The sequence below is a fragment of the Microbulbifer weihaiensis genome, from assembly GCF_048323715.1.
In the GTDB taxonomy this organism is placed as follows: Bacteria; Pseudomonadota; Gammaproteobacteria; order Pseudomonadales; family Cellvibrionaceae; genus Microbulbifer.
The window spans coordinates 13404-38901 of record NZ_JBLWFL010000021.1 but is presented as its reverse complement, the minus strand read 5'-3'; the positions used below and the strand labels follow the sequence as shown (position 1 = coordinate 38901).

24 protein-coding genes are annotated in these 25498 nt (G+C 59.6%); 9 read left to right on the top strand and 15 right to left on the bottom strand.

Annotated elements, in window-relative coordinates; genetic code table 11:
- Positions 1–14: 14 nt before the first annotated feature.
- The 10 genes from ACNKU7_RS17545 to ACNKU7_RS17500 all read right to left on the bottom strand — a co-directional run bounded on the left by ACNKU7_RS17545 (position 15) and on the right by ACNKU7_RS17500 (position 11188).
- Complete coding sequence (locus tag ACNKU7_RS17545; protein ID WP_418298289.1) at positions 15–791, bottom strand: maleate cis-trans isomerase family protein; 777 nt, start codon at positions 789–791, stop codon at positions 15–17.
- 65 nt (positions 792–856) lie between these two features.
- The gene (locus ACNKU7_RS17540; protein WP_418298288.1) at positions 857–2068 is read right to left on the bottom strand and encodes an MFS transporter; all 1212 of its coding nucleotides are present in this window, start codon (positions 2066–2068) and stop codon (positions 857–859) included.
- Between the two features lie 33 nt (positions 2069–2101).
- Positions 2102–2935 (bottom strand): maleate cis-trans isomerase family protein, encoded by an 834-nt coding sequence (locus ACNKU7_RS17535; protein WP_418298287.1) that lies wholly within the window; start codon positions 2933–2935, stop codon positions 2102–2104.
- A gap of 65 nt (positions 2936–3000) precedes the next feature.
- Positions 3001–4215, bottom strand: a complete 1215-nt coding sequence (locus ACNKU7_RS17530; RefSeq protein ID WP_418298286.1) for an FAD-dependent oxidoreductase — start codon at positions 4213–4215, stop codon at positions 3001–3003.
- Between the two features lie 65 nt (positions 4216–4280).
- Positions 4281–4883 carry an isochorismatase family protein gene (locus ACNKU7_RS17525; protein WP_418298285.1) on the bottom strand — a complete coding sequence of 201 codons (603 nt, stop codon included), beginning with the start codon at positions 4881–4883 and terminating at the stop codon, positions 4281–4283.
- Positions 4884–4953: 70 nt separating this feature from the next.
- Positions 4954–5772, bottom strand: a complete 819-nt coding sequence (locus ACNKU7_RS17520) for an alpha/beta fold hydrolase (RefSeq protein ID WP_418298284.1) — start codon at positions 5770–5772, stop codon at positions 4954–4956.
- Positions 5772–7214, bottom strand: a complete 1443-nt coding sequence (locus ACNKU7_RS17515) for an aldehyde dehydrogenase family protein (RefSeq protein ID WP_418298283.1) — start codon at positions 7212–7214, stop codon at positions 5772–5774. Before ACNKU7_RS17515 ends, ACNKU7_RS17520 begins: the two co-directional genes overlap by 1 nt.
- An 11-nt stretch (positions 7215–7225) precedes the next feature.
- The gene (locus tag ACNKU7_RS17510; protein ID WP_418298282.1) at positions 7226–8539 is read right to left on the bottom strand and encodes an acyl-CoA dehydrogenase family protein; all 1314 of its coding nucleotides are present in this window, start codon (positions 8537–8539) and stop codon (positions 7226–7228) included.
- A gap of 84 nt (positions 8540–8623) precedes the next feature.
- On the bottom strand, positions 8624–9370 hold the full coding sequence (locus tag ACNKU7_RS17505) for a hypothetical protein (protein ID WP_418298281.1): 747 nt from the start codon (positions 9368–9370) through the stop codon (positions 8624–8626).
- A gap of 105 nt (positions 9371–9475) precedes the next feature.
- On the bottom strand, positions 9476–11188 hold the full coding sequence (locus ACNKU7_RS17500) for a nitrilase-related carbon-nitrogen hydrolase (RefSeq protein ID WP_418298280.1): 1713 nt from the start codon (positions 11186–11188) through the stop codon (positions 9476–9478).
- A gap of 202 nt (positions 11189–11390) precedes the next feature.
- On the opposite strand from ACNKU7_RS17500, the gene ACNKU7_RS17495 reads away from it, so the two are divergent.
- Positions 11391–12719, top strand: coding sequence for an MFS transporter (locus ACNKU7_RS17495; protein ID WP_418298279.1), 1329 nt, complete (start codon positions 11391–11393; stop codon positions 12717–12719).
- A 108-nt stretch (positions 12720–12827) separates the two neighbouring features.
- Here ACNKU7_RS17495 and ACNKU7_RS17490 read toward each other — a convergent pair whose 3' ends face one another.
- The 3 genes from ACNKU7_RS17490 to ACNKU7_RS17480 all read right to left on the bottom strand — a co-directional run bounded on the left by ACNKU7_RS17490 (position 12828) and on the right by ACNKU7_RS17480 (position 15606).
- Positions 12828–13511, bottom strand: coding sequence for a hypothetical protein (locus ACNKU7_RS17490; protein ID WP_418298278.1), 684 nt, complete (start codon positions 13509–13511; stop codon positions 12828–12830).
- 107 nt (positions 13512–13618) lie between these two features.
- Positions 13619–14368, bottom strand: a complete 750-nt coding sequence (locus ACNKU7_RS17485; protein ID WP_418298277.1) for an alpha/beta hydrolase — start codon at positions 14366–14368, stop codon at positions 13619–13621.
- A gap of 431 nt (positions 14369–14799) precedes the next feature.
- Entirely contained in the window at positions 14800–15606 is an 807-nt protein-coding gene (locus ACNKU7_RS17480; RefSeq protein WP_418298276.1) for an SDR family NAD(P)-dependent oxidoreductase, read from the bottom strand.
- A gap of 120 nt (positions 15607–15726) precedes the next feature.
- Between ACNKU7_RS17480 and ACNKU7_RS17475 the strand changes: the two genes are divergently transcribed.
- The 4 genes from ACNKU7_RS17475 (at position 15727) to ACNKU7_RS17460 (ending at position 19552) form a co-directional block, all read left to right on the top strand.
- Complete coding sequence (locus tag ACNKU7_RS17475) at positions 15727–16359, top strand: hypothetical protein (RefSeq protein WP_418298275.1); 633 nt, start codon at positions 15727–15729, stop codon at positions 16357–16359.
- Positions 16360–16520: 161 nt separating this feature from the next.
- Positions 16521–17960, top strand: a complete 1440-nt coding sequence (locus ACNKU7_RS17470) for an FAD-dependent oxidoreductase (RefSeq protein WP_418298274.1) — start codon at positions 16521–16523, stop codon at positions 17958–17960.
- A gap of 100 nt (positions 17961–18060) precedes the next feature.
- A complete protein-coding gene (locus tag ACNKU7_RS17465) occupies positions 18061–19032 on the top strand; it encodes a hypothetical protein (RefSeq protein ID WP_418298273.1) in 972 nt (323 codons plus the stop codon).
- Positions 19022–19552 carry a flavin reductase family protein gene (locus tag ACNKU7_RS17460; protein WP_418298272.1) on the top strand — a complete coding sequence of 177 codons (531 nt, stop codon included), beginning with the start codon at positions 19022–19024 and terminating at the stop codon, positions 19550–19552. The genes ACNKU7_RS17465 and ACNKU7_RS17460 overlap by 11 nt, the downstream gene beginning before the upstream one ends.
- Before the next feature lie 152 nt (positions 19553–19704).
- Here the strand turns inward: ACNKU7_RS17460 and ACNKU7_RS17455 are convergent, their stop codons facing one another.
- A complete protein-coding gene (locus ACNKU7_RS17455; RefSeq protein WP_418298271.1) occupies positions 19705–20658 on the bottom strand; it encodes a hydroxymethylglutaryl-CoA lyase in 954 nt (317 codons plus the stop codon).
- Positions 20659–20795: 137 nt separating this feature from the next.
- Here ACNKU7_RS17455 and ACNKU7_RS17450 point away from each other — a divergent pair, with 137 nt between their 5' ends.
- From ACNKU7_RS17450 to ACNKU7_RS17435, 4 genes are all read left to right on the top strand, one after another.
- Entirely contained in the window at positions 20796–22007 is a 1212-nt protein-coding gene (locus ACNKU7_RS17450) for a CaiB/BaiF CoA transferase family protein (protein ID WP_418298270.1), read from the top strand.
- A 72-nt stretch (positions 22008–22079) separates the two neighbouring features.
- Entirely contained in the window at positions 22080–22769 is a 690-nt protein-coding gene (locus ACNKU7_RS17445) for a Crp/Fnr family transcriptional regulator (RefSeq protein ID WP_418298269.1), read from the top strand.
- A gap of 138 nt (positions 22770–22907) precedes the next feature.
- A complete protein-coding gene (locus ACNKU7_RS17440; protein WP_418298268.1) occupies positions 22908–24095 on the top strand; it encodes a class I SAM-dependent methyltransferase in 1188 nt (395 codons plus the stop codon).
- A gap of 37 nt (positions 24096–24132) precedes the next feature.
- Positions 24133–24528, top strand: coding sequence for a hypothetical protein (locus tag ACNKU7_RS17435; RefSeq protein WP_418298267.1), 396 nt, complete (start codon positions 24133–24135; stop codon positions 24526–24528).
- A 65-nt stretch (positions 24529–24593) separates the two neighbouring features.
- Here the strand turns inward: ACNKU7_RS17435 and ACNKU7_RS17430 are convergent, their stop codons facing one another.
- Positions 24594–25448: an enoyl-CoA hydratase/isomerase family protein gene (locus ACNKU7_RS17430; protein WP_418298266.1), complete on the bottom strand. Its 855-nt coding sequence runs from the start codon at positions 25446–25448 to the stop codon at positions 24594–24596.
- Positions 25449–25498 lie beyond the last annotated feature (50 nt).

Below are 25498 nucleotides of genomic sequence, written 5' to 3'. Positions count from 1 at the left end.
GGCACATGCGCGCACTAAAACTCCTCCAGCAGCCGCCCCTTCCCGGTAATTCGATCCTCGATACCGCAAGCGCGCAGCGCGTGCCAGACGGTTGCCATGTTGATCGGTATCAGGGGCTTCTGCAGCCAGTGTTCCAGCATCGGAAACAGATCCAGGGTCGAGAGGTTCGTGCCGCACTGGATGATTGCGTCGACATCGTCACCATCAACCTCGCGCACGGCATCAATGACCTGCTGAATCGGCGTTTCCGCGATGGCGGTAGCCGAGGGTCTGTTCATTCCCTTGACCTTCACCACCTCGAAACCGATATCGGAGAAAAACCGCCGCACGTTGTCATCGCCCACTTGCGGATAGGGGGTGATCACAGAGATCCGTTTGGCTCCGAAACAGTTGAGCGCATCTTTAGTGGCACCGGCACCGGTGGTCAGACCAAGGTCACCGATCTGGTCACGGATCTCCCGCTCGAACGCAATATTGCCTTCCAGGCCACCCCAGAAGGTTTCCGCAGACATGCCCAGCATGATGTGGGAAACCTTGGCTGACAATACATTGCGGATGGAAGTAGGAATCTCACCGCGCATGATGTCCAGAAAGCGCTCAAATACGGTGTTTTCATCGTCACCGCTGCGGGAGACTTCGTCGGACCAGTTGCGCAACTCGATCCAGAACCGGGACGGGTGCCAGGTGACTCCATCCAGCCTGATCTGCTGCAGGTCGTACTCGACACCGGTGTTGGTGGAAGGAATGATTACGCCGATCTGTGCGCGGCGGGCGATTTGATAGTTGTCCATAGGAACTCCAGGAAATACTTACATGGAGTTATACCGGCCACCCGCGGGGGCCGGCATGACAATTATCAAGAATTTCCAGCGACCGCCTCTGCGGCCATTGGTTCAGCGGTTTGCGGCGCGCGCAGCGCCAGGGCAAGCAGGAGCAACAGACTCATCAGTCCGGCTCCGATGTAGTAAGGGGCATGTACACCGATTCCGGCAAATGCACTGCCGGTAATCGCCGTGCCCGTACCGCGGCCGAGTGTACCCAGTGCATTGTAGAGACCCATCACCGCGCCCCGGTTATGGGCTCCGGATTCCTTGGATGTCAGGGATTGCATGGAAGTCAGTACGAACGCCGCACCTATCCCCTGCCCCACCAGCGCTGCGGATACCGCCGGCACACTGGCAAACCCACCGGCGACGGTAACCAGGAGCGCGGATATACCGAACAGAACCGCCCCGACACGCATCAGGCGGCGCTCGCCAAATCGCCGGGAAAGCGGACCGATAAGCCCACCCTGCACGATCACCATGGCAATGCCGGCAGCGATCAGCACCGGCACCAGATCCCTTGGGCCGTGGGCAATATCGGTAGCATCGGCCCAGATTGGAAATACCGATTCGACAAAACCCGCGGCCAGGTTATATACCGCCACCGATGCCAGCAGCAGACACAGGCTGCGTCGCTCTCCGACCCAGGCCAGCAACTGCACAAAGGAAGTTCGCTCCACCTTCTCATTTCGGGCGTCGGGCAGGCTTTCCTTGAGGAAAAAAATCACCACGAGCAAAGCGGCCAGGGACAGGCAAGCCGAGACCATGGCCGGCAGCTGCAAATTCGCATCAGCAAAACTGTCACCTGCGAGGTAACCGCCAAGCGCAGGCCCCACGATGAAGCTGATCCCGAACGCGGCCCCCAACATGCCCATGGCTTTTGCGCGGTCCTGATCAGTGGTGACATCAGCGACATAGGCCTGGGCAACCGACAGGTTACCGGCCATAAGCCCACTGAACAGCCGCGACAAAGCGACCATCCACACAGCCGTGGCAAAGCCCAGCAGGATGTAACCCAACACCGCACCAACCAGGCTCACCAGAAGGATCGGCTTGCGGCCAAAGCGGTCGCTAAGCCGGCCCCACACCGGCGTTGCAAAGAACATCCCGATCACATACAGCGCCATGCAAAGTGTCGCCACCCCGGGGCTGGCCCCGAGCTGCAGGGCGTAGTAAGCGAGAATCGGCAGCATAATGGCAAAGCCGATCATATCCAGCAGGACAATAAATACAGCGATATACATGGTCGCTTCGCCTCCGGGCGATCTGTGGCGCGGTCAGTGCTCTTCCAGCAACCAGCCCATATTGTCAAAACGATCATGGATGCCGCAGCTGCGCAGCGCGTGCCAGCAGGTGGCCACATTGATCGGCAACACCGGCTTCTGCAGCATCTTCTCCATCGCCGGGAAGACACCGAGCGTGGAAAGGTTGGTGCCCACCTGCACAATCGCATCCACGTCGTCCCCGTCGATTTCGCGCACAATGTCGAGCACCTGATGCTCCGGTACCAGCGCGATGGCATCGTGGGCATTGGCACAGCGCAGTCCCACAAGGTGCTTGATGCGGTAGCCGGCATCCTCAAAAAACAGGCGAACGTTCTTGTCACCCACCGGCTGGTACGGGGTGATGATTGACAGCGTCTTGCCGGAACCCTCCGGCACGCCCAAAGCCTCAAGCGCAGAGATCACGGCATTGGCACCAGTAGTGAGTCCGACATCCTCCCCGACCAGCTGCTGGATCCGGTCAACAAAACCGTCGTTGCCCTTGATGCCGCCCCAAAAAGTCTCTGCGGACATGCCCATCATCACGTGATCCGGCTTGCAGGTCATCAGGCTCTCGATCGAGTCGCCGATGGTTTCGCGCAAACGCTCGAGAAAACGCATAAAGTTTGCGTCGTCACTGAGATCCGGGTGATCGATCATAAAACGCGTGGTGTGCCAGGTAACCCCGCGCGGCAACAGGCGCTGACAGTCGTACTCCACGGATGTGTTGGTGGAGGGTATCACTACACCGATCTTGGCGCGGTGGCCGATGTAGTTATCGCGATGTCCGTTGGTGAGCTGTGAGCGCTCGCGGGTCTTCGACAGGTCGATCTCGGTTGGAAAATTCATTCGGGCTCTCTCCATGCGCGGAGTTCCGTCCGCGCAGCTGTTATTGCCATGCTCGTTCGGATTGTTTACTGCACTGCCAGGCTGTCACGCACGCAGTTGATCATTGACCGCTCCAGCAGGAACGCCTTCGCCCGCTCCGGATCCGCCGCAGTCTCCATCAGCATTTGCTGGCGTTTGCGCTGTACTTCCGGGTCACGCGCCTCCATCAGTTTTTTATTCTCGATGGTATGGCGCTGGACAAACTGCACGGCCAGTTCACGGCGCTGGCGATCGTAAAGCGAGAACGCGGCTTCGGCGTCCGCGCCATCAAGAATGACGCGCTGTAATTTGTCCGCGAGATTGAAGGCATCGTGCAGGCCACCGTTCATACCCATCCCACCCAGGGGATTATTGATATGACAGGCATCACCGACCAGCAGCGCACGCCCCAGGTGATAGGTTTCAGCAACCCGCTGATTGACCGCATAAATACTGCGATGGTGGACATCGTAGTCTTCACCGCGGTCATACAGGCGCTTGAGCCGCGACTGCACAAAGTCATCGGACAGGTAATAGGCTTCCTCTTCCTCGCTGGCCGGGAACACCGGCACGAGTACGCGCCAGAGTTTGTCCGTCCGCAGGATCACACACCACTCGTCCGGATCCGACACGTAATTGACGTAGGAGAAATCCTCAAAGACATCCTCGAAGGGGAAACTGGTGCTGACCACCAGGAATTTTTCGTCATAGGTGAAGCCCATAAAGCCGATTTCAGAGCGCTTGCGCACCACGCTGCGCGCACCTTCAGCACCGACGAGGTAGGAACCCCGCAGGTTGTCTTCCCCGGATGCGGTGCGCACCACGGCGGTCACACCGGTCTCATCCTGCTTGTAATCCACCAGCTCACAACCGAAGTGCACTTCCGCGCAGGGGTAGTCGGCAAGTGCTTCGCAGATGAAGTGGGTGAGTTCGTACTGTTCCAACTGCAGGCGGAAAGGAAAGCGGGTTTGGTCAGCGATCATTGCCATATCGAAGGTCGCCACTTCCCCGGTACTGCGATCGCGGTATTGATAGCGGTCTGCACGCAATCCGCGCTCCAGCATTTTGCCGATAACCGCCTCGTCCAGATCCGCGATCATCTCAAGGGATGGCGGATGGAATGTGGACGCACGCAAATCAATGGGAAGACGCTTGCATTTTTCCAGCAGCCGCACGGGAATGCCCCGTTTGGCCAGCGACAATGCCAACACGCAGCCGCTGGGGCCGGCACCGGCGATAATCACGGGAGAATTTAAAAACATAACTACTCGCCAATTTTACTTTTTGTTTTCGACCGTGCGCGCCGCGGCGGCGCGCGCCGGGGGAATTAAACGGTCTGCGGCAGAGGCAATTGCGCCAGAACATCGGCAAGCGACATCACATCCGCATATTTGGCATGCATGTCGAACAGGTTGGCCTGATGCGCCTCCGGGTTGCGATCCCCTACTGCCTCCTGTGGCACCACCACCGGGTAGTCGTACTGCAAACCGTCAACGACAGTCGCGCGCACACAACCACTGGTTGTGAGGCCGGTGACCACCAGCGAATCTGCGCCCTGCTCCCGCAACCACGCGTCCAGGCCGGTACGGTGAAAGCTGCTGGCCCACTGCTTGGGTATGACCGGCTCCCCGGCCTGTGGCGCCAGTCTGGGATCCACATGCACCCATTCTGAGTCAGGCTTCAAAACATTGAGATGGGGAATGCGGTCGCGAAACACCCGCGCTTCCCCGTCGTGGTGGTACACGACGGTGGTGAACACCACCGGCAGGCTCAGTGCACGAAAACGCTCCAGCAACTGCCGGTTGGCTTCCACCACATCCGGGCAATCAGTACCCAGCGGACAGCGACTGCTGGTAAATCCCACAATCATGTCCACCAGCAATAGCGCTGGTCGGCGACCCAACCCGAGACTGTTTCTTTGCAGATCCATCGGTATGCTTACCCTCTATTTTTGTTGTTGGGCAACCGAACGTTGTTGAATAACCGAACGGCATCGGCCGTCAGTCTGTTTCCACAACTTCGAGAAAAAAACGCCGCAACAGGTCGGCAACAGCTGCCGGCTGACGTTCGCACACGTAGGTGCCGGCCTCTTCCGGCAATGCCGCAGCCATCCCCCGCTGCAGCAGGCGTACAGTGGGCGCCACCGCAGAGCGCAACAGATCCCGTCCCCCGGCAAAAACCAGTGCGGGACAATCAATGGCCGCCAGCTGCGTGGCGACATCCTGCTCCACTACTGCGCGATAAGACGCCTGGTAATATTCGCCGCAGGCGAACGCCAACAGGGTTTCGCGCTGGCTGAGCGCCAGTTCCGCTTCCGGATCCTTGGCTCTCAGCCGCTGCCACATGACTTGCCAGTGGGCACCTTCGGGATCAACCGGGACGGTCCCGGCCGCCGACGGCAGCGCCTGTTTCTGTGCATCCGTCAACAGCGTCGGCCCACTCAGGGCCAGCGCGCGCACAAATTCCGGGTGGTCAAATGCCAGCTGAACCGCAATTGCCGCGCCGGTGTGGTGACCGAACACCAGGGCGGGACGATCAAAATGCGCGCTGACGGATTGATAGATCGCATCCGCAAAAGCAGCGATGGAAACAGCACCGGGCAACCGGTCACTGTTGCCAAAACCCGGTGTATCGACGGCGACAACAAAAAACTGCTGCGACAGCAGCGGCATCAAACGCAAATACATAGCCGACGAACTGGGGGTCTGATGCAACAGCAGCAGTAATGGTGATGCTGCGCGACCACAGTAGTGGTAATGCAGCTGCCCGGCCGCGTGATCGAGGTATCCCCGACGGATGACGTCAGCGCTGTTTGTCATCAACGGGGCAAGCTCCCGACATCGACACTGATCCATTTCACTTCAGTGAATTCCTCAGTGCTGTAATGACCGCCGCTGCGCCCCATTCCGGAAAGACCCACGCCGCCAATCGGTGCCAGCGCATTACTCTGAAACGCATGCATGCCGATGTGTACGGCACCGGAGGCAATGCGCCGCGCCGCGTGCAGCCCCCACTGAATATTGTTGGTCAGCACAGCAGCAGAAAGTCCGTAATCACTGTCGTTGGCAATCTCTATCGCCTGCTCCAGATCGTCCGCCGCCACTACGCTGGCCACCGGGCCGAAGCTTTCCTCGCGCCAGGCACGACTGGTGCGGGGAGGATTCAACAGCACTGTGGGCTTCACCACCAGTCCATGCAAAATCTCGCCGCCAGTCAATACCTCTGCGCCACCGGCAACGGCCTCGTGCACATGCTCCAACACCTTCTCAACCGCGCGGCCATTGATGAGTGGGCCGTAGGCTGTGCGCTCATCGCGCAGGTCGCCGAGATACAGCGCTTCCGCTTCAGATTTGAGCGCGGCAATGAATGGCTGATAAATCTCCCGCGCAACCACAATGCGGGAGTTCGCCATGCAGATCTGGCCGCTGTGGGTGAAGATACCCTGTGCAGCGATTTTCGCCGCCTGCTGTGGATCCGCATCGCGCAGCACCAGCAGCGCGCTTTTGCCTCCCAGCTCGAGCTGCATGCGACGCATTTTGCTCAGGCCGGCCTGCCCCACGGCAATGCCGGTATTTGTCGATCCGGTCAAAGCTATGCAGCGCACTCCGGGATGATTGACCAGCTCGGCACCACACTCACTGCCAAATCCGGTAACCACGCTGATCGCCTCCGCTGGCACACCCGCATCAAGGAGCAAGCGTCCAAAGGCGATGGCGGTTAAAGGGGTTTCCTCCGAAGGCTTGATGACCAGACTATTACCGGCCGCCAGCGGGAAAGCGCACATCTTCGTCAGCAACGAAAGCGGCGCGTTATACGGAGATACCACGCCAACCACACCCAGCGGTTCGCGAATGACCAGCGACATGCGGCGCGGATCATCATTGGGAAAAGTTTCGCCATAGAGACGACGGGCCTCACCTGCAGCCGTGCGCAGGAGATCAACGGTGTAAGCAATTTCCCCACGGGCCTTGGCAATGGTGGAACCACTTTCGTCGATCAGTGTATCGAGGAAGCGCGCCTGCCCTTCCGCTGCGACAAGCTCGGCCGCCCGTAATAGCGCCGCTTCGCGCTCGGCCGGGCGCAGGCGGAACCAGGCCTCAAACCCGCGCCCTGCAGCTTTTACCGCGCGATCCACATCCGTGGCGCCGGCACGAGGCACCTGTGCGAGAACCTCACCGGTTGCCGGCGCCGTCACCGCGAAGCTAGTGCCGCCGACAGCGGCCACCGCCTCTCCCCCTATCAGCATGTCCTGAATTTGCATCGTGACTCCGCTCAGGCCTGTTGCTCTGCTACTTTTTCTTCCGCGGCTTTTTGCTCCGGAAGCTTGTCGCCGACACCGAACAGATTCTGCTCGGCACCTTCCACTTCCATCTGCGCAGCCATCAGGCGACCGCGCTCGGCCGGAAACGCCTGCACAATGCCCATGGTCAGCTCGCGCAGGAAGCGCGCCGGATCGCCCATGGTGCCGGAAGTACCACTGGCCTTCAGCGCATTGGCGGCAATGCGGAAACCTGACTCGGCAACCACCCCTTTGCACAGCCGCCACTGTTTCACCACTTCGTGCTTGCTGGCAATTGGCGGTTCGCTGGACTCGAGCTGCAGCTGGCGACGCAGCCACAGCAGGGATGTCTGCAAGTCCACCATCATGTTGCCAATCAGCTCCTGCTGATACGGTGCGGTGCCAATGGGCTTGCCGGTATCGGCGAATTTTTTCTCGGTCAGGTGCTTGAGTACGTTCTGGTACGCCGTGTGGGCCGCACCGGCATAACCACATACCGCCGCCATCTGGTTGCCCACGAAGCTACCCCGACTCATCTGCATGCAGCGGGTAAAGGCACCGGGAATGGCGAGGGACTTATCGTCCGGGACAAAACAGTTTTCCAGCACAATGCCGCCGGAACTGGTACCCCGCATGCCAATGGCATCCCAGGGGGCACGCGGGCGCACACCCTCACCGTCACGATCCACAAAGAAGGTACACAGCCCTTCTGCGGTGTCGAAACCTTCGAGGCTCGCAGTCACCAGGTACTTGTCGGCAACACCGGTGCCGGTACCGAAAGACTTGACCCCGTTGAGGATATAGCCGCCGTCTACCTTGCGGGCCTCGGTACTGATCGTGACCGCAGCCTTTTCGGACTTCACCGACTCGCTGGCAAAGTTCGCAAACCAGAAACCGTCACGCCCCATTCCGTAAAGCACCTGTTCGGCGAACTGGCGCACCTGGGGAGCTTCTTCCTCACTAAACAGCCCGGCTTCCAGTGCTTCCATCGCCAACAGCCCGCGGGATGCCGCACTGCAGTGGAAAAAGAACGCCAACGCGGTAGAAGGACAGGCAGAACCCAGGGCAAAGCAGGCTGCCGCCAGATCCCGGAGCCCGCCGCCAAGACCGCCATACTCGGTGGGGATAATCAGCCCCAGCAGACCGGCCTCACTGAAGTGGCGCACATGGGGCATGTGGAACTGTGCACTGGCATCCACCTCCCGGGCCGCTTCGCGCACCGCAGGCAACACAGACTCCACAACCTCCGCACGGGCGCGCTCGGCCTCGCACATATCTTCAAGTAATATTTCACCGGTCAGCTTCATTGGTATCCCCTACCTTTCTTATTCTTTCCGCTCACTACAACGCCGCGACACTCGCGCCGGGCATCGACTTTCTGAATACGATCTTCAGGTGTTGTTTTTCAGCAGGGACCGCAGCGCCTCGCTACTCTCCTTACCGATCAGCCCACCTATCTGGTTCCAAACCTTGTCGACATCCGGATCGAAAATGATTTCGCGATTGCGACGATCCCTCTCTGCCAGCATCGCGCTGTCTACAGCTTCCAGCGCCTTGTCGCTCACGCCCTTTTCCAGCAGGGCGAACCAGTGGTCCAGATACGCATCGACGGTGCCATCGATATCCGCAAATGCTTCCAGCGTGGCGCGATGCACCAGCATCCAGGGCGACATCACTGCCAGCTGCCGGATATCCAGCTGAGCCGCACTCAATCCTTCCATCCCGCGCGCGGCCTTGCAGGCCTCCGTCAACGGGGTATACACCTCATCCATGTAGGCAAGGTTTGCGCCCAGATCGAGGCGGGGAACAAGGTCGAGGTGGAATGCGCAGTGCGGGCCTGCACCAACAGAATCCAGGGTGAAATGGGGTACCGCGCTCTCGCCAGGAGTGAATGCGAACAGCATGTGAGAGTCGAGGCCGATTTGCGGCACGACCAGCGCGCAGGTGACCATTTTCTGCAGTGATCCACCCTCGTAGACACGCACTTCACCCACCTTGCCCTGCGCCATCGGCGCGTGGCTTTGCAAAGTCATATACGGACCTTTGTCATCGCCGTGTACTTCAGTAAGCCCCAGGGTTTCGATGACCCGGTCGCGGGTTTTCGTGGCCAGCGCTTCTGGCAATGAAGCAGCACTCATAAATGACTCCGGTTTTTATCGCTTGTTAGTGAGGGATTTTGGGCAAGTCGACACAGCGTCACATTGATAATTCTCAATAAGACGCTGCGCCATGTTTACCGCCGTTCAGATTGCAGTGATCGCGCCGCACAGCTTCCACGGGCGATTGGTTACCAGGTCCGTATTGCGGGAAACTTCTTTGTTTTCGGCCACGGCAGGGAACAGGGTAACCGCAAGATATTGCTGGCCACTTTCCATGCGGTGAAGTTCTGGCTGGCTGAGGAGACCATCAAATGGCCGCTCCTCCCAGGGCGTGAGCACGGTAAAGTCCCGCTGCAGTGATGTCGCAAAGCCCTGCCCCAGCGGTGAATCGATCGCGGCCGCCAGCAGGTTGATGCGATTTTCCGCCGACCGCTCCAGCAACCCGGTGCGCAACTCCCAGGCCTCCAGCGGCTCCAGCGGCACTACCGCAGTGTCCACACCGGCCATGGCCAGCAGGCGGAAACTCTCGGGGTAGATACTGTCATCAGACGTTACCGCCGCAACGCGCCCGAACGGCAACTCGACGCTGACAAAGCCCGCGGCCGGCGCCGACCACGCAAACCGCGCACTGCGGTGAACCTGCCCCTGACTCAGCGCCACGCCACCGGCACCAATCACCACTGCACAGTAGCGGCTCTGCCCGTCGTCACAGCGCATGGGCAGCGCAGTCGATACATAGCCGCCGTCATCGCAGCACTGGCGCAACGACTCCACCACTTCGCCGGCAAAATCCAGTGCCGCCGGCAGATCCGCAGCTATCGACTCAGCATTCAACAACGGCGGTACGGCCACCAGTTGGGCACCACCCGCCAGCGCTTTCCGCACCAGCGCCACAGCCTCGCGCAGACCGTCGCGGCCGCCGACCTTCGGGTCGACCACTGCAGCTGCAACAGACTCCGCTCCGCACCACTTCGGGTACAGCTGCGCTGCCGGATCCTGGCCAATAGCCGCGTACAGTTCCGGCCGACGACTGGCGAAAATATCAGTGCCATCGCTGCGAAGCTTGTTGTCGGCCTGTGCGGGCTCGATGTCCGCAAAAACCACCTCTTCCTGATCCATCGAAGCGCAGACCAGCACTTCGCCATCTGGCGCAACAATCTGGCTCTCACCTGCCCCGTGCAGGAACTTCTGTGGAATACCGGTTGCCTCGCTCACCGGCACCAGTATTTCCTCCGGTACCAGCGGGCCAACCTTGTTGGCCGCAACAATAAATACATGGTTTTCTGGCGCCCTGACCGGCACATGCAGGGAGCCCTCGTCGCTGGCGAAGGAGTTGTAGCTGTTACACAGAATCTGGGCGCCGCGCAGCGCAAGTGTGCGCGGAGGCTCATTGATCACCCCATCCATGCAGGCGTAAAGCCCGATCCGCCCCAGCGGCGTTTCCACCACCGGCCCGGGCTCGTGCGCGGGCTCGAGAAAATCGTTTTCGTGACCGATATAGATCTGCTTGGTATTGTCGGCAAGCAGCTCACCTTCTGGCGAGTACAGCAGGCTGGATCCGGTTACCGTACCGTCCTCCCGCAGCACGGTGCAGTTGATCACAACATGGATCTGCAAGCTGCGCGCCTTTTCCGCCACCGCCTGCAAAAAAGGCCCGTCCAGAGTCACCGACACCGCTGCGCAGTGCGCCTGGTCGTCGTACCAGGAAAGGTGGTTACAGAATTCCGGGAGCACCACGAGGTCGGGGTGCACCTCTGCCGCCCGATCCAGCATACGCAACACCGTACCCAGGTTTTTGTCTACGTCGGTGCCCACGTGGAACTGCGCCGCTGCGACGCGAATAGTTTTATTGTTCATTTTGCGACCTGCCTCTACCAATGCCTGCTTGCCCGTAACGCCGGCAACAGGGTATTTACCGACCAGTTACTACCAATTGTTATAAAACATTAACATTATATCTTTTGTGCGTGAATCCAAATAAGATGAGAAAACGTAACATGTGACCAGAACGTAAACGAAAACAACTCCTTCGCTCACAATAAAATAAAGAGACGTCACTATGGCCCAACTACAGGAACGCCGGTTTCTCGGTCTCGAACTCGAGAAAGAAGTATCCGGCACCAATGTACTGACCTTCTATTTCGCCTGCCTGGCGACCATCATGTTCGCCTCTTTCATCCCGCAGGGCCAACCATTCCTGCTTACGGAATTCCTGGGGATACCCCCGGAGCGCCATGGCATGGTCAGCGGGATGCTGAACTTCTGGGCAGAAATCGCCATCATCATCGCAGTGGCCATCTTTGGCCCACTGTCTGACCGCTTCGGGCGCCGCCCGATTACCGGGTTTGGCTTTCTGGTCATGTCCGGTGGTATCGCGCTCTACCCACACGCGCGTGATGTGTCGGAACTACTGCTGGTGCGACTCGGCTACTCGATCGGACTGGCGGCAGTCACCACCACCATCGTTGCACTGGTAGCGGACTATGTGCGAGACCAGAGTCGCGGTCGCGCTACCGGCCTGCAGGGCGTGATGAACGGCGTTGGCGCCATGATCTGCGTGTTTCTGCTGCTCAAGTTGCCCTCGATCCTGCAAAATTCAGGCGCAACCGCCCAGGAAGCCGGCATCCAGACCTACAGCCTTGTCGCCATCATTTCCTTCATAACCGGCGTACTGATGCTGATCGGCCTCAAGCCCGGTGCACGCACCAAGAGCGAACACAGCGAAAGCCTGCTCAGCATTACGCGCAATGGCCTGCGCGCCGCACAGGATCCCGGCATCGCACTCGCCTACGGTGCGTCTTTCGTGGCGCGCGGCAACCTGATGATTGTGGGGACGTTTTTCACACTGTGGGTCACAAACTACGGTACGGCGGAGTTGGGAATGAGCCGCGCGGACGCCCTCGCCAGCGCCGGCATGATTGTTGGTATCGCCCAGGGTTGCGCACTGCTCGGTGCACCGCTGTTTGGCATCCTCGCCGACAAGATCACCCGGGTGCGCGCCCTGATTATCGCCCTGGCGGTGTCCGCCATCGGCTACGGATCCACTATTTTCGTCACGGATCCCTTCTCCACCGGCATGATCGTCTGTGCCGTCATGATCGGCCTTGGCGAAATCGGTTGCATCATTACCAGCGGCGTACTGGTTGCCCAACAGGCCCCCGAATCCCATCGCGGCGCGGTGATCGGGTTCTTCACGCTTTCCGGCGCCGTCGGCATCCTGGTAGCCAGCGTTGCCGGTGGCTACCTGTTTGACACCTGGCGCGAATCCGGACCGTTTGTATTTTTCAGCGGGGTTGCACTGCTCGTACTGGTGTGGGCCATCGCACTGGAACTACGCACCTCGAGCAAGACGCCCACTGTCGCCATGGCGGGTGACGCCTCCGCGTAACCTCGCCCACCCAGCTCAACCAGAGCAAACCACCCGAACCAAAAAGCCCGCAACCGCGGGCTTTTTTTCCTTCAATCACCATCAAGTTCAGAACCGCGCAATCGCAGGCTACAGTTTCCCGGCCAAACCTCGCCCGGCATCGCCCAAATCACTGCGACCATCCTGCAGTGCCAGCACCCGTATTAGCGTCGCCAGCAAACTCACCACGAATACCAGCTCGGCGATATTGCCGAAAATGAACCCCCACTCGCGCCCCGCTGCAGCACCGTTGATCACGAATATCTGCAGGGCGCCGAGAAACAGCCACGGCCAGCGCCCACAGCGCCACACCCAGACACCCGCCAGCACAACGCAAAGATTGACGGCAATAGTCGCGAATGGCGGCTGCCCATCGGCCGCCACCAGACGGGGGTAATAGTCCGCCGGCACCAGTTTCAGGGGTGCCAGGTCGAACAGGTAGCCGTAGGCAATCGCCAGACCGGCCAGCGCCCAGGCAATACCGAATAACCAGGGGCGCAACCTGTTGGAAAAGCCCTGCACAACACCGGCGACAAACACCAGCAACAACGGCAGCAGGATCGCATGCACCCAGAAGCGCAGCATGCTGAGACTGACGTATAAGCCCGACGGCATCAGGAATGGCCCCAAGGCGATAACCAGGTTATCGAATGCCAGTGCCAGTAACAGACAGCGCAGAATCAACACCGGCAAGCCCGCGCGCCTCAACCTGAGAGTCCAGACGAACAGCGCCAGGTGAGAGAAAAACAGAAGAAAAAACACAACACTCAGCATTAGATCATCCTCGCCCGCAAACCCCGTTTATAGCATCCTGAAAATAAAAACGCCGCGCCAACCACGAGTGCGGCCGGCGCGGCGCCATTCAGGTATCAGGTACCAAATCAATGCAACAGCAATCCGATTTCCTGCTCAACCATAGCCTGCTGTTGTGCCCGGGAAATCTGAGCCGGGTTATCCCCATCCTGCAGCGTGTCGGTGTAATAAAACTGCGTGTGGTTACCACCTTCGATGCGCACATATTTTGTGTGGGCAGGAAGTCGCGCCTTGCTGTCTTCAATATCCTGTGCGGTGGTCAGTCCATCGACTGCCCCCCAGATGGAAACCACGGGAATTTCCAGCGTGTTCAGGTAGGCCAGGTCATTGGGATAGGCTGCAAGCAGGAACAGCGCATCCACCTTATCCCACGATGCGCGGTTGAGATTGACATAGTCAGCAGCGACGACACCGCCCAGAGAGTGGCCGCCGATCACCCATCCGCTTACCTCATTTCTCCAGTGGTGTTTCACATAATCCGCGTAATGAGTACCGAGCACCCCGAGGTTAAAAGGCGAAGTTACCACTGCCGCGTGATACCCAAGGTCAGCAAAGTGACGGGCGATTGGTGCATAAGCGCGCGGATCCACAAAACCGCCCGGGTAGATGATGAACCCTTTGGAGGAAACGGGTTGAGCAGGTTCAAATCCGAAAAACAGCGAGACCCCGGTCCAGTCGCGCTTCTGGAACACCTTAACCGACGATGACGACGTCATCGCCGCATCGACTTCCGCCTGAGCATCCGCAAATACAACCGCATGAAAAGCAAACAGGGCTGAAACAAGCCCGAAAATTTGTGCAAATCTGGCAAGCCTCATGGCTCTCTCCCAATTTAGTTTTATTTGAGGGTGGAGACATCGCAAACTACTTTCAGCCCGCTGGCATTCACGCGCATAAAATCCCAATCAATACCCAATGGGCAGCACGCACGGACAAAAAAACTCTATTGCCAGCTGGACTACACAACGGTTACCACTTTCCATATAGAATTATTTGCATAACATTATGTCTATATATCATTAAAGCTTTTAATTTATACGGTGAATGTCGCCGGACGACAATAGGCAAGATAGCGCCAGGCGGAACTATGGCGCGCACGTCATCGCACACCGCCGGTGGTGTGATCACGGTCGTTCGCCAACCCCATCACTTGTCACCACAAAGAAAAACGCGCGCGAAGTCGAGAGGGAGTTGCTGGCTCTCCCCTACTCCGCCGGAAACGGCATGGGAGAGCCAGAAATTAGGAGGCTCAGGCGGGGCGAGAATCGTAGCCGGCAAACAGGTCGCGCTTGTTAAAGCCCGCAGTCAGGAAGCGCCAGAACGCCTTGCGCCCGGTAAGCCAGGCGACCCGGGTACCAGACTTCTGCGCACCCAGTATGCCGCGCACCAGGTATGGGGTTACCGTCTCGACGGTGTCACCGAGGATATTCAGGATCTTGCGGGTCTTCTGCCATTCCGCCGATGAAAAATCGTAATCGCCAACCAGAAGGTCCGTCACCACAATGCCAGGACTGAGGGTGTTGACCTGTACTCCTGTGCCCTTCACTTCTTTCTGCAGGGATGCAGTGAGGTAATTGAGGCCGCGCTTGGTCGCCCCATAGGCCGCCATACCGGTGTTGGTCTGGCCGGTACTGCCAAAGCCTTCCATATTCCAGATCTGACCGTGTCCCTGCTCGCGCATCCCCGCCAGCGCCACCTTGCAGGCCAGTAACAGGCCGGTCAAATTCGTATCCACGATTCGGCGCAGGTCATCCGCCGACTGCTCCCACAGGGGTTTGCGCACAATGCTCATGCCGGCGTTATTGATCCAGATATCCACCGGCGCCAATTTACTGGCAAACGCCCAGAGACCCGCGAGATCCTGCTCGGACGTGATGTCACAGGCAATCCCCGCCACGGCGCCCTCTCCATGCGCAGCCTGTAACGCCTGCACGGTTTCATCCACTTGCTGCTGGGAACGGGCACTGATGATGACCCGGCACCCGCTCGCCAGAAAGTTTTCTGCCAGTCCCCGCCCTATTCCACGGGTACTCCCTGTGATCACCACGGTCTTCATGGCACTGCTCCTGTGTTGGTTGTTTTGGCTGGTTCGACGCACCGACAACAGCTCTGGCCGCCGCGATTATTTTGAGTTATTGTTATATCATTATTATGTTTAATACAAGATGCTTATAAAATGTCAGAGCGCTTTCCCGACCAAAACAACACTAGTGCCACCAGCTACCCAACCTTCCCCATCGGCTCCGTTGGCTACAATCTGATGCTGATGCGGGGCACCTGGCACGACCAGGTCGAACTGTTTCACCTGGACGGCCGCCCACTGGAAGACGACACCGCAGCCGGCAGCGGCACCCCGGGGCCCAGCCCTTTCGACAACCTCGTCTACCTGGATTTCGACGGGCAGCGGCTGCAGCTTACCAATGTGCATTTTCGTGGGCGCAAACCGACCGCGAAAACCTTTACCGGGCAGCTGCGTGACGACCTCCTGGTATTTGACCCCCTGGGGCCCGGCGCCTACGAAAATGTCGGGGTTTCCGGCGGGGTTGGCATACTGACCTTCAACGCGTTAACCCTGAATGCGGCCTGCAATGTGTATATGGAACCGGATTTCATCATGCTGACCGCCCCCGGCCAGCGGGTGCGCCATACGGTGCTGTACCGCGAAGGCGTCGCCACCCGCACCCTGACCGCGCGCGGGGTTCGGCTTTCACCCACCTGTGACCGCCGCCACGAGCTGGATCCCCGCGGCAGCGAAGGCCCCGTTCACGAGGAACCCTTCTGTGCTTCCATCTGGAAACATCTCGCCTGAACCCCGACCTCACCGGCCCGTGCACACCGGCGCGGGCATTTTTCCCGTCGCTTGACAATTGTCATCCACCGACAAAAAACACCTCCTTATGCTGCGCATACCTGCCACAGGATTTATCCTCCGGCAGACCGAATACAACAAAAATGATCGGGAAGTAGCACATGCAGGAGTATCGAATCTGGGAATGCCTGGTTTGCGGCTGGGTATACGATGAATCCAAAGGCGCGCCGGAAGACGGCATCCCACCGGAAACCCGCTGGGAAGACGTGCCTGACGATTGGCAATGCCCGGAGTGCGGCGTGGGCAAAGACGATTTTGAAATGATCGAGGTGCGCACCATCAGCGCCGCCGGGCAACCCGCAAGTGAAAATGAGGCCCCCGCCCAGGCACCAGCCACAGAAAATGCCGAGGCCAGCCGTGACGCAATTGATTACCAGCGCGCGCCCATCGTGGTCATTGGTACCGGGCTCGGCGGCTATCACTTCGCCAGGGAGCTGCGCAAGCTCGACCAGAGCACGCCGCTGATACTCATCTCCGCCGACGACGGCAGCAGCTATTCAAAGCCGCAGCTGAGCACCGCCTTTCACAAGCGCCGCTCCCCCGAGCAGCTCGTCAGCCAAAGCGCCCGGGAAATGGCCGAGACCCTCAACGCCCAGATTCTCACCTTTACCCGGGTATCCGCCATCGATACCGATACCCGCACCCTGACACTGGAAAGCGGGCTGCAGAGCCAGCGGCTGCCCTACGGCAAGCTGGTACTGGCGCTGGGCTCGGATCCGGTCGAAGTCGCGGTGAGCGGCAACGCGGCAGGCTGCGCCTACCGCATCAACGACCTGCAGGACTTCCAGCGGTTTTACACCGCCGCCAGCGGGGCCAAATCTGCGCTGGTGATTGGCGGCGGCCTGATCGGCTGCGAATACGCCAACGACCTTATCCAGTCCGGCTTCCAGGTCCACGTGGTCGAACCGCAGCCACGCGCTCTCGGCAACCTGCTGCCACCGACCGCCAGCGCGCTGGTCGAGAAAGCGCTCGGGGAGGCCGGGGTTCAATTCCACCTCGGCACTACCGTAGACTCCCTCGACTACAGCGGCGCCGGGGTACAGGCCGTACTGAAAAACGGCACCTGCATCCAGGTCGATCGCGTAATCAGCGCCATCGGTGTACGTCCGCGCACCCAACTGGCCCGGGACAGTGGCATCCCCTGCAATCGCGGGATTGTGACCGACCGCCTGCTGGCCACCCAAATCGAGCACGTCTACGCCCTTGGCGACTGCGCGGAAGTGGACGGCCACAACCTGTGCTATGTCGCCCCCCTGCTGGCCGGTGCACGCGCTCTGGCACGCACGCTCTCCGGCACACCCACACCAGTGCACTACGACAATATGCCGGTACATATCAAAACCACCCTGTGCCCGGTAATCGCATCCCCGCCCCCCCAGGGCGCGAACGGCGAGTGGCAGGTTCAGCGTGCCGACACCCAGGGTGTGGCCGCCCGCTTTACCGATGCCAGCGGGCAACTGCTCGGTTTTGCCCTGGTCGGTGACGCCTGCCAACAAGTCGCAGACTTCAGCGAACAGGCGCCACCAATGATGCAGAATTGATTTTTGCCAAGGCGGAACCCCGCCCGTCGATTAGGATGGCACAAGATCCACCGAATAAAGACATTGCGCACACACTTCGCGCATAACCGGTAGCAGCACTATGAGCAACGACAACAAACCCAGCAACTGGCAACAGGCCATTGAAGGTGAATGGCACGGCCTGCCCTCACTGTTCGAGGCCGACGGCACCCACGTTGGCTACAACAAGGTAAGCCGGGCCAGCGAATTCGAAGACGGGCGCACGACTTACTGGATGAATACCCGTTTCGACGCAACCGGGCCCCTCAACGACCGCTTTGAAATCGGCTCCGCCTTCCGCTTCGGGGTTATCGATTCGGATCAGGATCGCATTTATACCGGCCCGGACTTTTTTGGCAGCGGCCGCCCCTATGGGCTTCTGGTCGACTCCAATTACTTCTCCCCGGGCTGGAACGTCAACCTGCGCACAATGAATCACGTGGTGCCGGAACTTGGCATTCAGGTGTATTCCTCGCAGCTGTTCGAGGCCGACACCCTGGTAGGCGTGTTTAACGGTCTCTACGTCGTGACACACGACCACGAAACCAACCCGGCTACACAGAAACGCGTCAACGCATTTCTGGAAAAAGAAAAGCTCGACGGCAAGCGCCCGTTCAACCTGCCGGTGAAGCACGCCGGGAAATTCACCGGGCGCTTCGAGGTCTACAACGATAAGCAGGAGCTGGTCGGCCACAACGACGTGGTCATTCACCACAACCCGCTCAACCTGCTGCATTCAGAGCAGACGATCGAAGTCAGCGGCGTAGTGAATGCCCGCTGGAAAGCCATGCGCACCCGCAATGGCAACCACCACCAGTACCACGGCCCCGATATGTACGGCAACGGCATGTCCTATGGCCGCTACCTCTACTCGGTGCGCCATGTGTACGGCGAGGCGTTCAAGCTGTGGTCGCGGGAAACCCAGGTGGATGAGGATTACACCTTCGTCTGCGCCTGGCAGTTTATGCAGTCTCAGAAAGAAAAATACACCACCTTCGGCGTCCTGCGCTGGGAACAGGGTGACCTGAAACTGGGAGCAAACCATGTCGAGTGAAGCAGAACTTCTGGCCCCGGCCATCCCCACCATCGCAGAACGCAAACACGCGCTTGAGCCAATGCAGCTGCGACAGGTATTCGGACAGTTCGCCACCGGCGTGACCATTGTCACCACCGGCAGCGACACCGGTGAAGCCGTAGGCATGACCGTGAGCAGTTTCAACACCGTCTCGCTGGAGCCACCGCTGATCCTCTGGTGTATCGATAAAAAAACCGGGTGCTTTGACGCCTTCAACCACTGCGAGCACTTCGCCATCCACGTGCTGAGCGAACAGCAGGACAACCTGTCGAGCCTGTTTGCCCGCCGCGGTGTGGACAAGTTTTCAGGGTTGGATTACCACCTGAATGATCGGGGTGTCCCGCTACTGCACGAATACTGCGCGCGCCTGCAATGCACCCTCACCGCCCGCTATGAGGGCGGCGACCACCTGATCATGGTGGGCCGGGTAGACGCCATGCACACCCAGGATCGTGCCCCACTGATTTTCCATCGCGGCCAGTACGCGCGCATCGCCTGAATCCATTCCCAACGTTGTACATCATTGTTGCCGGCAGCCTGACTGCCGGCTTTTTTGTGCCGCCGATACATGAACCATGTAAAACGCCGCCCAAAACACATATAAAAAAAGGGGGACAGAAATCTGCCCCCCTTTTGAAATAACCGCTCTGATTAGGCGAGGACTGGCGATTCACTCCCGGCATACTGAAAACCCTTGGGTACGCCGGCATCCGGAACAAAACCGAACAGCGGCTCATCCGGCAGTGCGGCGGCGAGAACCTCGCGGGCCTGCATCAGGCGGTCAATGTCGACACCGGTTGAATAACCCATGGCCTCCAGCAGGAAAACCAGGTCTTCGGTAACAATATTGCCGCTGGCACCGGGGGCGAAGGGGCAACCCCCAATCCCGCCCATGGAAGAATCCACCGTGGTAATGCCCGCTTCCACCGCCGCGAGCACATTGGCCAGGCCCTGGCCGCGGGTGTTGTGCAGGTGGATACCGTGCAGGGAATCCCGGCCCAGATGCGACCAGACCTTGCGGATCAGCCTGCGCACCTGCACCGGATTTCCGTAGCCGGTCGTATCCGATAACCCGATTTCATCGCATCCGGACGCCAGCAGCGCTTCACCCAACCGCAGCACCGAATCCTCCGCAACCGGGCCCTCCAGCGTGCACCCGAAGCAGGTGGAGAGACTGCCCTCAAAGCTCGGGCGCTGCTCCGGCGGCAGCTGGTCCAGGAGCGCGCGAATTCCACGCACTTCCTGCAACACCTGTTCGTGTGTCCTGCGCAGGTTTTTCAGGCTGTGGGTTTCGCTCACGGACAGCGGTATGGTGAGCTTGTGGGCACCGGCCGCGATCGCATCCTGCGCACCCCGCAGGTTGGGCACCAGTACGGCCACCGTCAGCCCGGGGATTGTTCTGGCATAGCGCACGATTTCCGCGGTATCCGCCAATTGCGGCAATACACTGGCCGGCACAAAGGAGCCCACTTCGATCTCGCGCAGCCCGGAAGCGGCTAGCGCGGCAATCCAGCGCTTCTTGTCTTCCGTCGCCATGATCGCGGCAATGCTCTGCAGGCCGTCGCGCGGCCCGACTTCACTGATTTCGATATCTGCTCTGCTCATGCTTTCATCACCCCCGAACCATAGATTGAACCTGTGCGACCGCACTCTGTACATGCCGCTCTTGATATATTGTTATATTATTATAACATATCCCCGCAATAGCGATATAAACAATGCATGACACTGGAGAGCCTCGCATGGCACAACGGGAAGACTTGCCGCTCGCCGGCATCAAGGTAGTCGAGTTTACCCATATGGTGATGGGCCCGGCTGCGGGTGGCATCCTCGCGGATCTTGGTGCCGAGGTCACCAAAGTCGAACCCTGTCAGGGGGACAACACCCGCCGGCTGCAGGGTTCCGGAGCCGGCTACTTCGCGATGTACAACAGAAACAAGCGCAGTCTGGCCCTGGATCTCAAGTCTCCCGAAGGCAAGGACATCGCACTGCGCCTCGTAGACGGGGCCGATGTGGTCATCGAGAATTTTCGCCACGGCGCCATGGATCGACTGGGGTTCGGCTACGCAGACCTCAGCGCGCGCAATCCGCGCCTGGTGTACTGCTCACTCAAGGGCTTCCTCAGCGGTCCATACGAACACCGCACGGCATTGGATGAAGTGACCCAGATGATGGGTGGCCTCGCGTATATGACCGGCCTGCCGGATCGTCCGCTGCGCGCCGGCACCTCGGTGGTCGACATTACCGGCGGCATGTTCGGGGTCATCGCCATTCTCGCCGCCCTGCAGCAGCGCCAAAGCACCGGCCGCGGTCAGCAGGTGACCAGTTCCCTGTTCGAGACCACCGCCTATCTGGTGGGCCAGCATATGGCACAACAGGCGGTCACCGGCGAAGAGCCCCCTCCGATGTCGGTGCGCCGCAGCGCCTGGTCGATCTACGATATTTTCCATAGCGCAGGCGATGAACGGGTGTTTGTCGGTGTGGTGAGCGATACGCTGTGGCGCGCCTTCTGCAAAGAATTTGCACTCGACGACCTGGCTGCAGATCCCGCCCTGGCCACTAATGCCGGCCGCGTGGCTGCACGGGAGCAATTGATTCCCCGCATCAGTGCCCTCTTTGCCAGCCTGCCGAAAACAGAGCTGATGGCGAAACTCGACCGCGCCGGTATCCCCTTTGCCCCGATCAACAAGCCCGCGGATCTGTTTGACGACCCGCACCTGAATGCGTCCGGCGGCCTGGTGTCGGTCACACTGGAGAACGGCCAGCAGACCCGCCTGCCCGCCCTGCCCGTCGAGTTCGCCGGCCAACGCCTCGGTGTCCGCCGGGATCTGCCGGCAGCCGGCGAGCACAGCCTGGAAGTGGCGCGCTCCCTGGGGTTAAGCGACGAGCAGATCGATGCGCTGGTCGCACACGGGGTGCTAAAGGGAGCTGACCAGCTGGTTCCTACCAGCTGACCCTGCGCGACATGGACAGAAATGCGTATTGGGTTTAGGCTGCGGGCATAATAATTATGAGGAAGGGTGACGGTGAACAACCCCGCATTAAAACCGCCAGAGACGTTTTTCCATTCACGGTTATTTCGCGGCCTTGGTAATGAGGAGCTGGCAGAGCTGACCGCTATCTGCCAGCGCCGGCGCATCTCCGCCGGTGAACAACTGATCAAGCAGCACAGCACTGCACAGAATGTATACGTGATCGTGTCCGGTACGCTGATGATCGAACGGCTGTCCCGCTCCGGGCGCAGACAGGTTATTGCCTTCGCCTACTCCGGCGACTACATCGGCTTCACTAACACGGACGACTATGAATACAGCGTGGTCGCACTGCGCGAGACCGAGTTGCAGTGTTTCCTACGCCGGGATTTTCTCAGCCTCGTCGATAAATCAACCGCTCTCAAAACAAACGCCCGCCAGATCGGCGGCAATGTACTGGCGCAAACGCTGGATCAGCTGTTCGCCCTTGGACAGAAGAAAGCGCATGAGCGGCTGTGCTTCCTGCTCGCGCAGATCGGAAGGCGCCAGTGCGGCACCCAGAATGCGGATATCGAATTGATCATGAGCCGGCAGGATATCGCCGACTATCTCGGGCTTACCATTGAAACCGTGAGCCGGGCCTTCGCACGCCTCAAATCCATGCAGTTGATTGAAATCGTGAGTGCCCACCGCATTCGTGTACTCGATCGCAGCGTACTTGAGGAGCTGGCCAGCGTGCACTGACGGCACCGGGAACAGCGGGTTCAACCCGTGTTCCCGGTACCCACATCCGCACCATCTGTTCTAGTTGACAATTGTCATAGGCATTGTTTTGCATGCCGCTAGACTACGGGAAAATCCTCGCAAATTGCGGAGTTTCCCATGGCAAGTGCAGATCGGCTGGCGCCGCCCGCCTGGAATGCGGTAGGAAGACACGGTGTGTTTCCGCATGCAAACCACGATGAAGTAGCGCGGTTCAACTTTCTCACCAATCTCAATATGCACCTCGCTTCGCAGGTGCTACCCGGTGTCCGCAAGGCCTTCGACCGTCGCGTTGAAGACGGAGCCACTCCAGCAAACCGGCGCGAAGTCGGCGAACTCCTGAAGCGCGAGCCCCTCTACCAGTTGTGGAGCTGCCTGCGCCGCAACACCATGGAAATGCGCCAGCAAAATAGCCGCGCCATGGTATTTCGACAGCTGCCTGATCTGGTCGCCAGGGCCAAACAGTTTAACGAGGGCAGCGAATCCCTGCAGTTGAACCCCGCTGTGAACGTACCGCGCTATGTGAGCGCGGTGGACATTCACTGTATGCCCGGCGGCTACCACACCGAATACTGCGAAGACGACATCGCCGCAGGTGCCAACTACGACAGCGGTATTTTTATCACCACCGCCGGGATGCTGGGTCGCTACAGCGACGGTGGCGGCCAGGCACTGGTGGAGTGGCTACGGGAACAGGCCAAGGCCGGCTACCGGCCGAAGCGGATTCTGGATATCGGCTGCACCGTCGGCCACAACATCGTGCCGCTGGCCCAGGCCTTCCCGGAGACGGAAATCCTCGCCATCGACGTTGCACCACCGGTGCTGCGCTATGCCCACGCGCGGGCCAAATCCCTGGGTATCGACAACATTACGTTCCGTCAGGAAAACGCCGAAGCCATCGATGCAGAAGACGGCAGCTTTGACCTGATCATCACCTGCATGTTTCTGCATGAAACCTCGAGCCGCGCACTGCCGCGCATTCTGGCGGAAACCCACCGCCTGCTGGCAGAGGGCGGCAAGGTGGTGCACATCGAACAACCCCAGTTTACGCCGGAGATGCCCCCTTACGAGCAGTTCATGCGCGACTGGGACACCCGCAATAACAATGAGCCCTTCTGGGGCACCCTGCATGACCTGGACCTGTTCGAAGCAATAGAGCACGCCGGATTTACGCGGGAAAACATATCCACCCTCGGCCTGTATGCAGTCGTCGACGAGACACTGTTTCCCAGCGCCGCGAAAGCGGACAGCGACAGTGAAGACTATGGCCGCAAACCGGCCTGGCACGCCTACATCGCGAGCAAGTAACCATTTATGCGATTAACCAGTTATCGGGAGTGATGCCATGACGTTGGATCCAATCACCATGGCGGGCAACAAGGCCCGGGGCAAACGCCCAACGTATTTCAAGGATTCGGATGTCGATCGCCTGATGTCGATCCTGATGGCGGTGAGCGGTGAGCTGGCAGTGACCCGCGAGCGCATCGACACCCTCGAGCGCCTGCTCGACGCGCGGGGACTGCTTGAGCGCGAAGCCATAGAAGGCTACGCGCCGGACTCCGCGGCTGCGCGTGAAAGGGGCTTATGGCACCAGGATTTTATTGCGCGGATACTGCGCGTGGTACAGCAGGAAATCGAACAGTTCGATGAAGATCGCGAGGCGCGCCAGCAGGCCCGCAAAGAGAAAGTGAGCGCGACCACTGAGCTCGACGACCTGATCGAGGAACTGGCCAACAGCTAGGGCCAGCCCGGGTATGCAGTGCGCCGGTCTCTTTTCCGGCAAGTGCACTGCATCCTTCTTCGCCGCTAGTTTTGCGGCCAGCGAAACTGCGGCTTGCGCCCGGACAGGAACGCAGCACAGCCCTCTTCAAAATCCCCTCCGGCAAACGCCGCATCGAACGCCTGTGTCAGCGCACTTTGCGCCTCCACACCCTCCCCGTCCTCCACAAGCGCCCCATCAGCGAGGTAGTCCAGGGTCGCCTTGGTCCAGCGCAGGGAGTATTGGGAATTGTTCAGCAGGCTTCCCACCAGCTCACGGGTCTTATCCCCGAGTGCATCGCTTTCCGCCACGTGTTGTACCAGGCCAATTTGCTGCGCGCGTGCGGCAGACACCGGCAGCCCGGTAAGCAGCATATCCCTCGCATTCGCATCCCCCACCGCCCGCACCAGTCTCCGCGTGTCGACCAGGCTGTAAAGAATGCCGAGCTTTGCTGGCGTAATGGCGAATTTCGCCGAGGCGTCCGCCAGGCGGATGTCACACGCCAGCGCCAGGCCACAACCGCCGCCGTAACAGGCACCGCGAATCACCGCGATGGTCGGGCGCGCCAGCTGCTGCAGTTTGAGCTGTACGTCGCGAATCAAGATATTCTGTCGGCGCATCTCCGCCGGGTCACCCATTGCCTGGGTCAGCTCATCAATATTGGCCCCCGAACAGAAAGCCCGCTCCCCGACTCCGCTGAGCAGCACCGCTCTTATTCCGTCGTCAGCCGCCACGCGATCGAGCAACACAGACAACTGTTCCCACATCGCCACCGTCATGGCATTGCGCTGGGCCGGATTGGCAATAGTAATCCGTGCGAGTGCACCGTCGACGCTGAAATCAATCCGCGGATTTGCAACGCCGGTATCCGTCGCCTCTTGCCATGGTGTATCCAAAGTCATTTTCCAATTCCCCGGCACTGGGCCGCACGTAGAAAAAAGTCCGTCAAAAA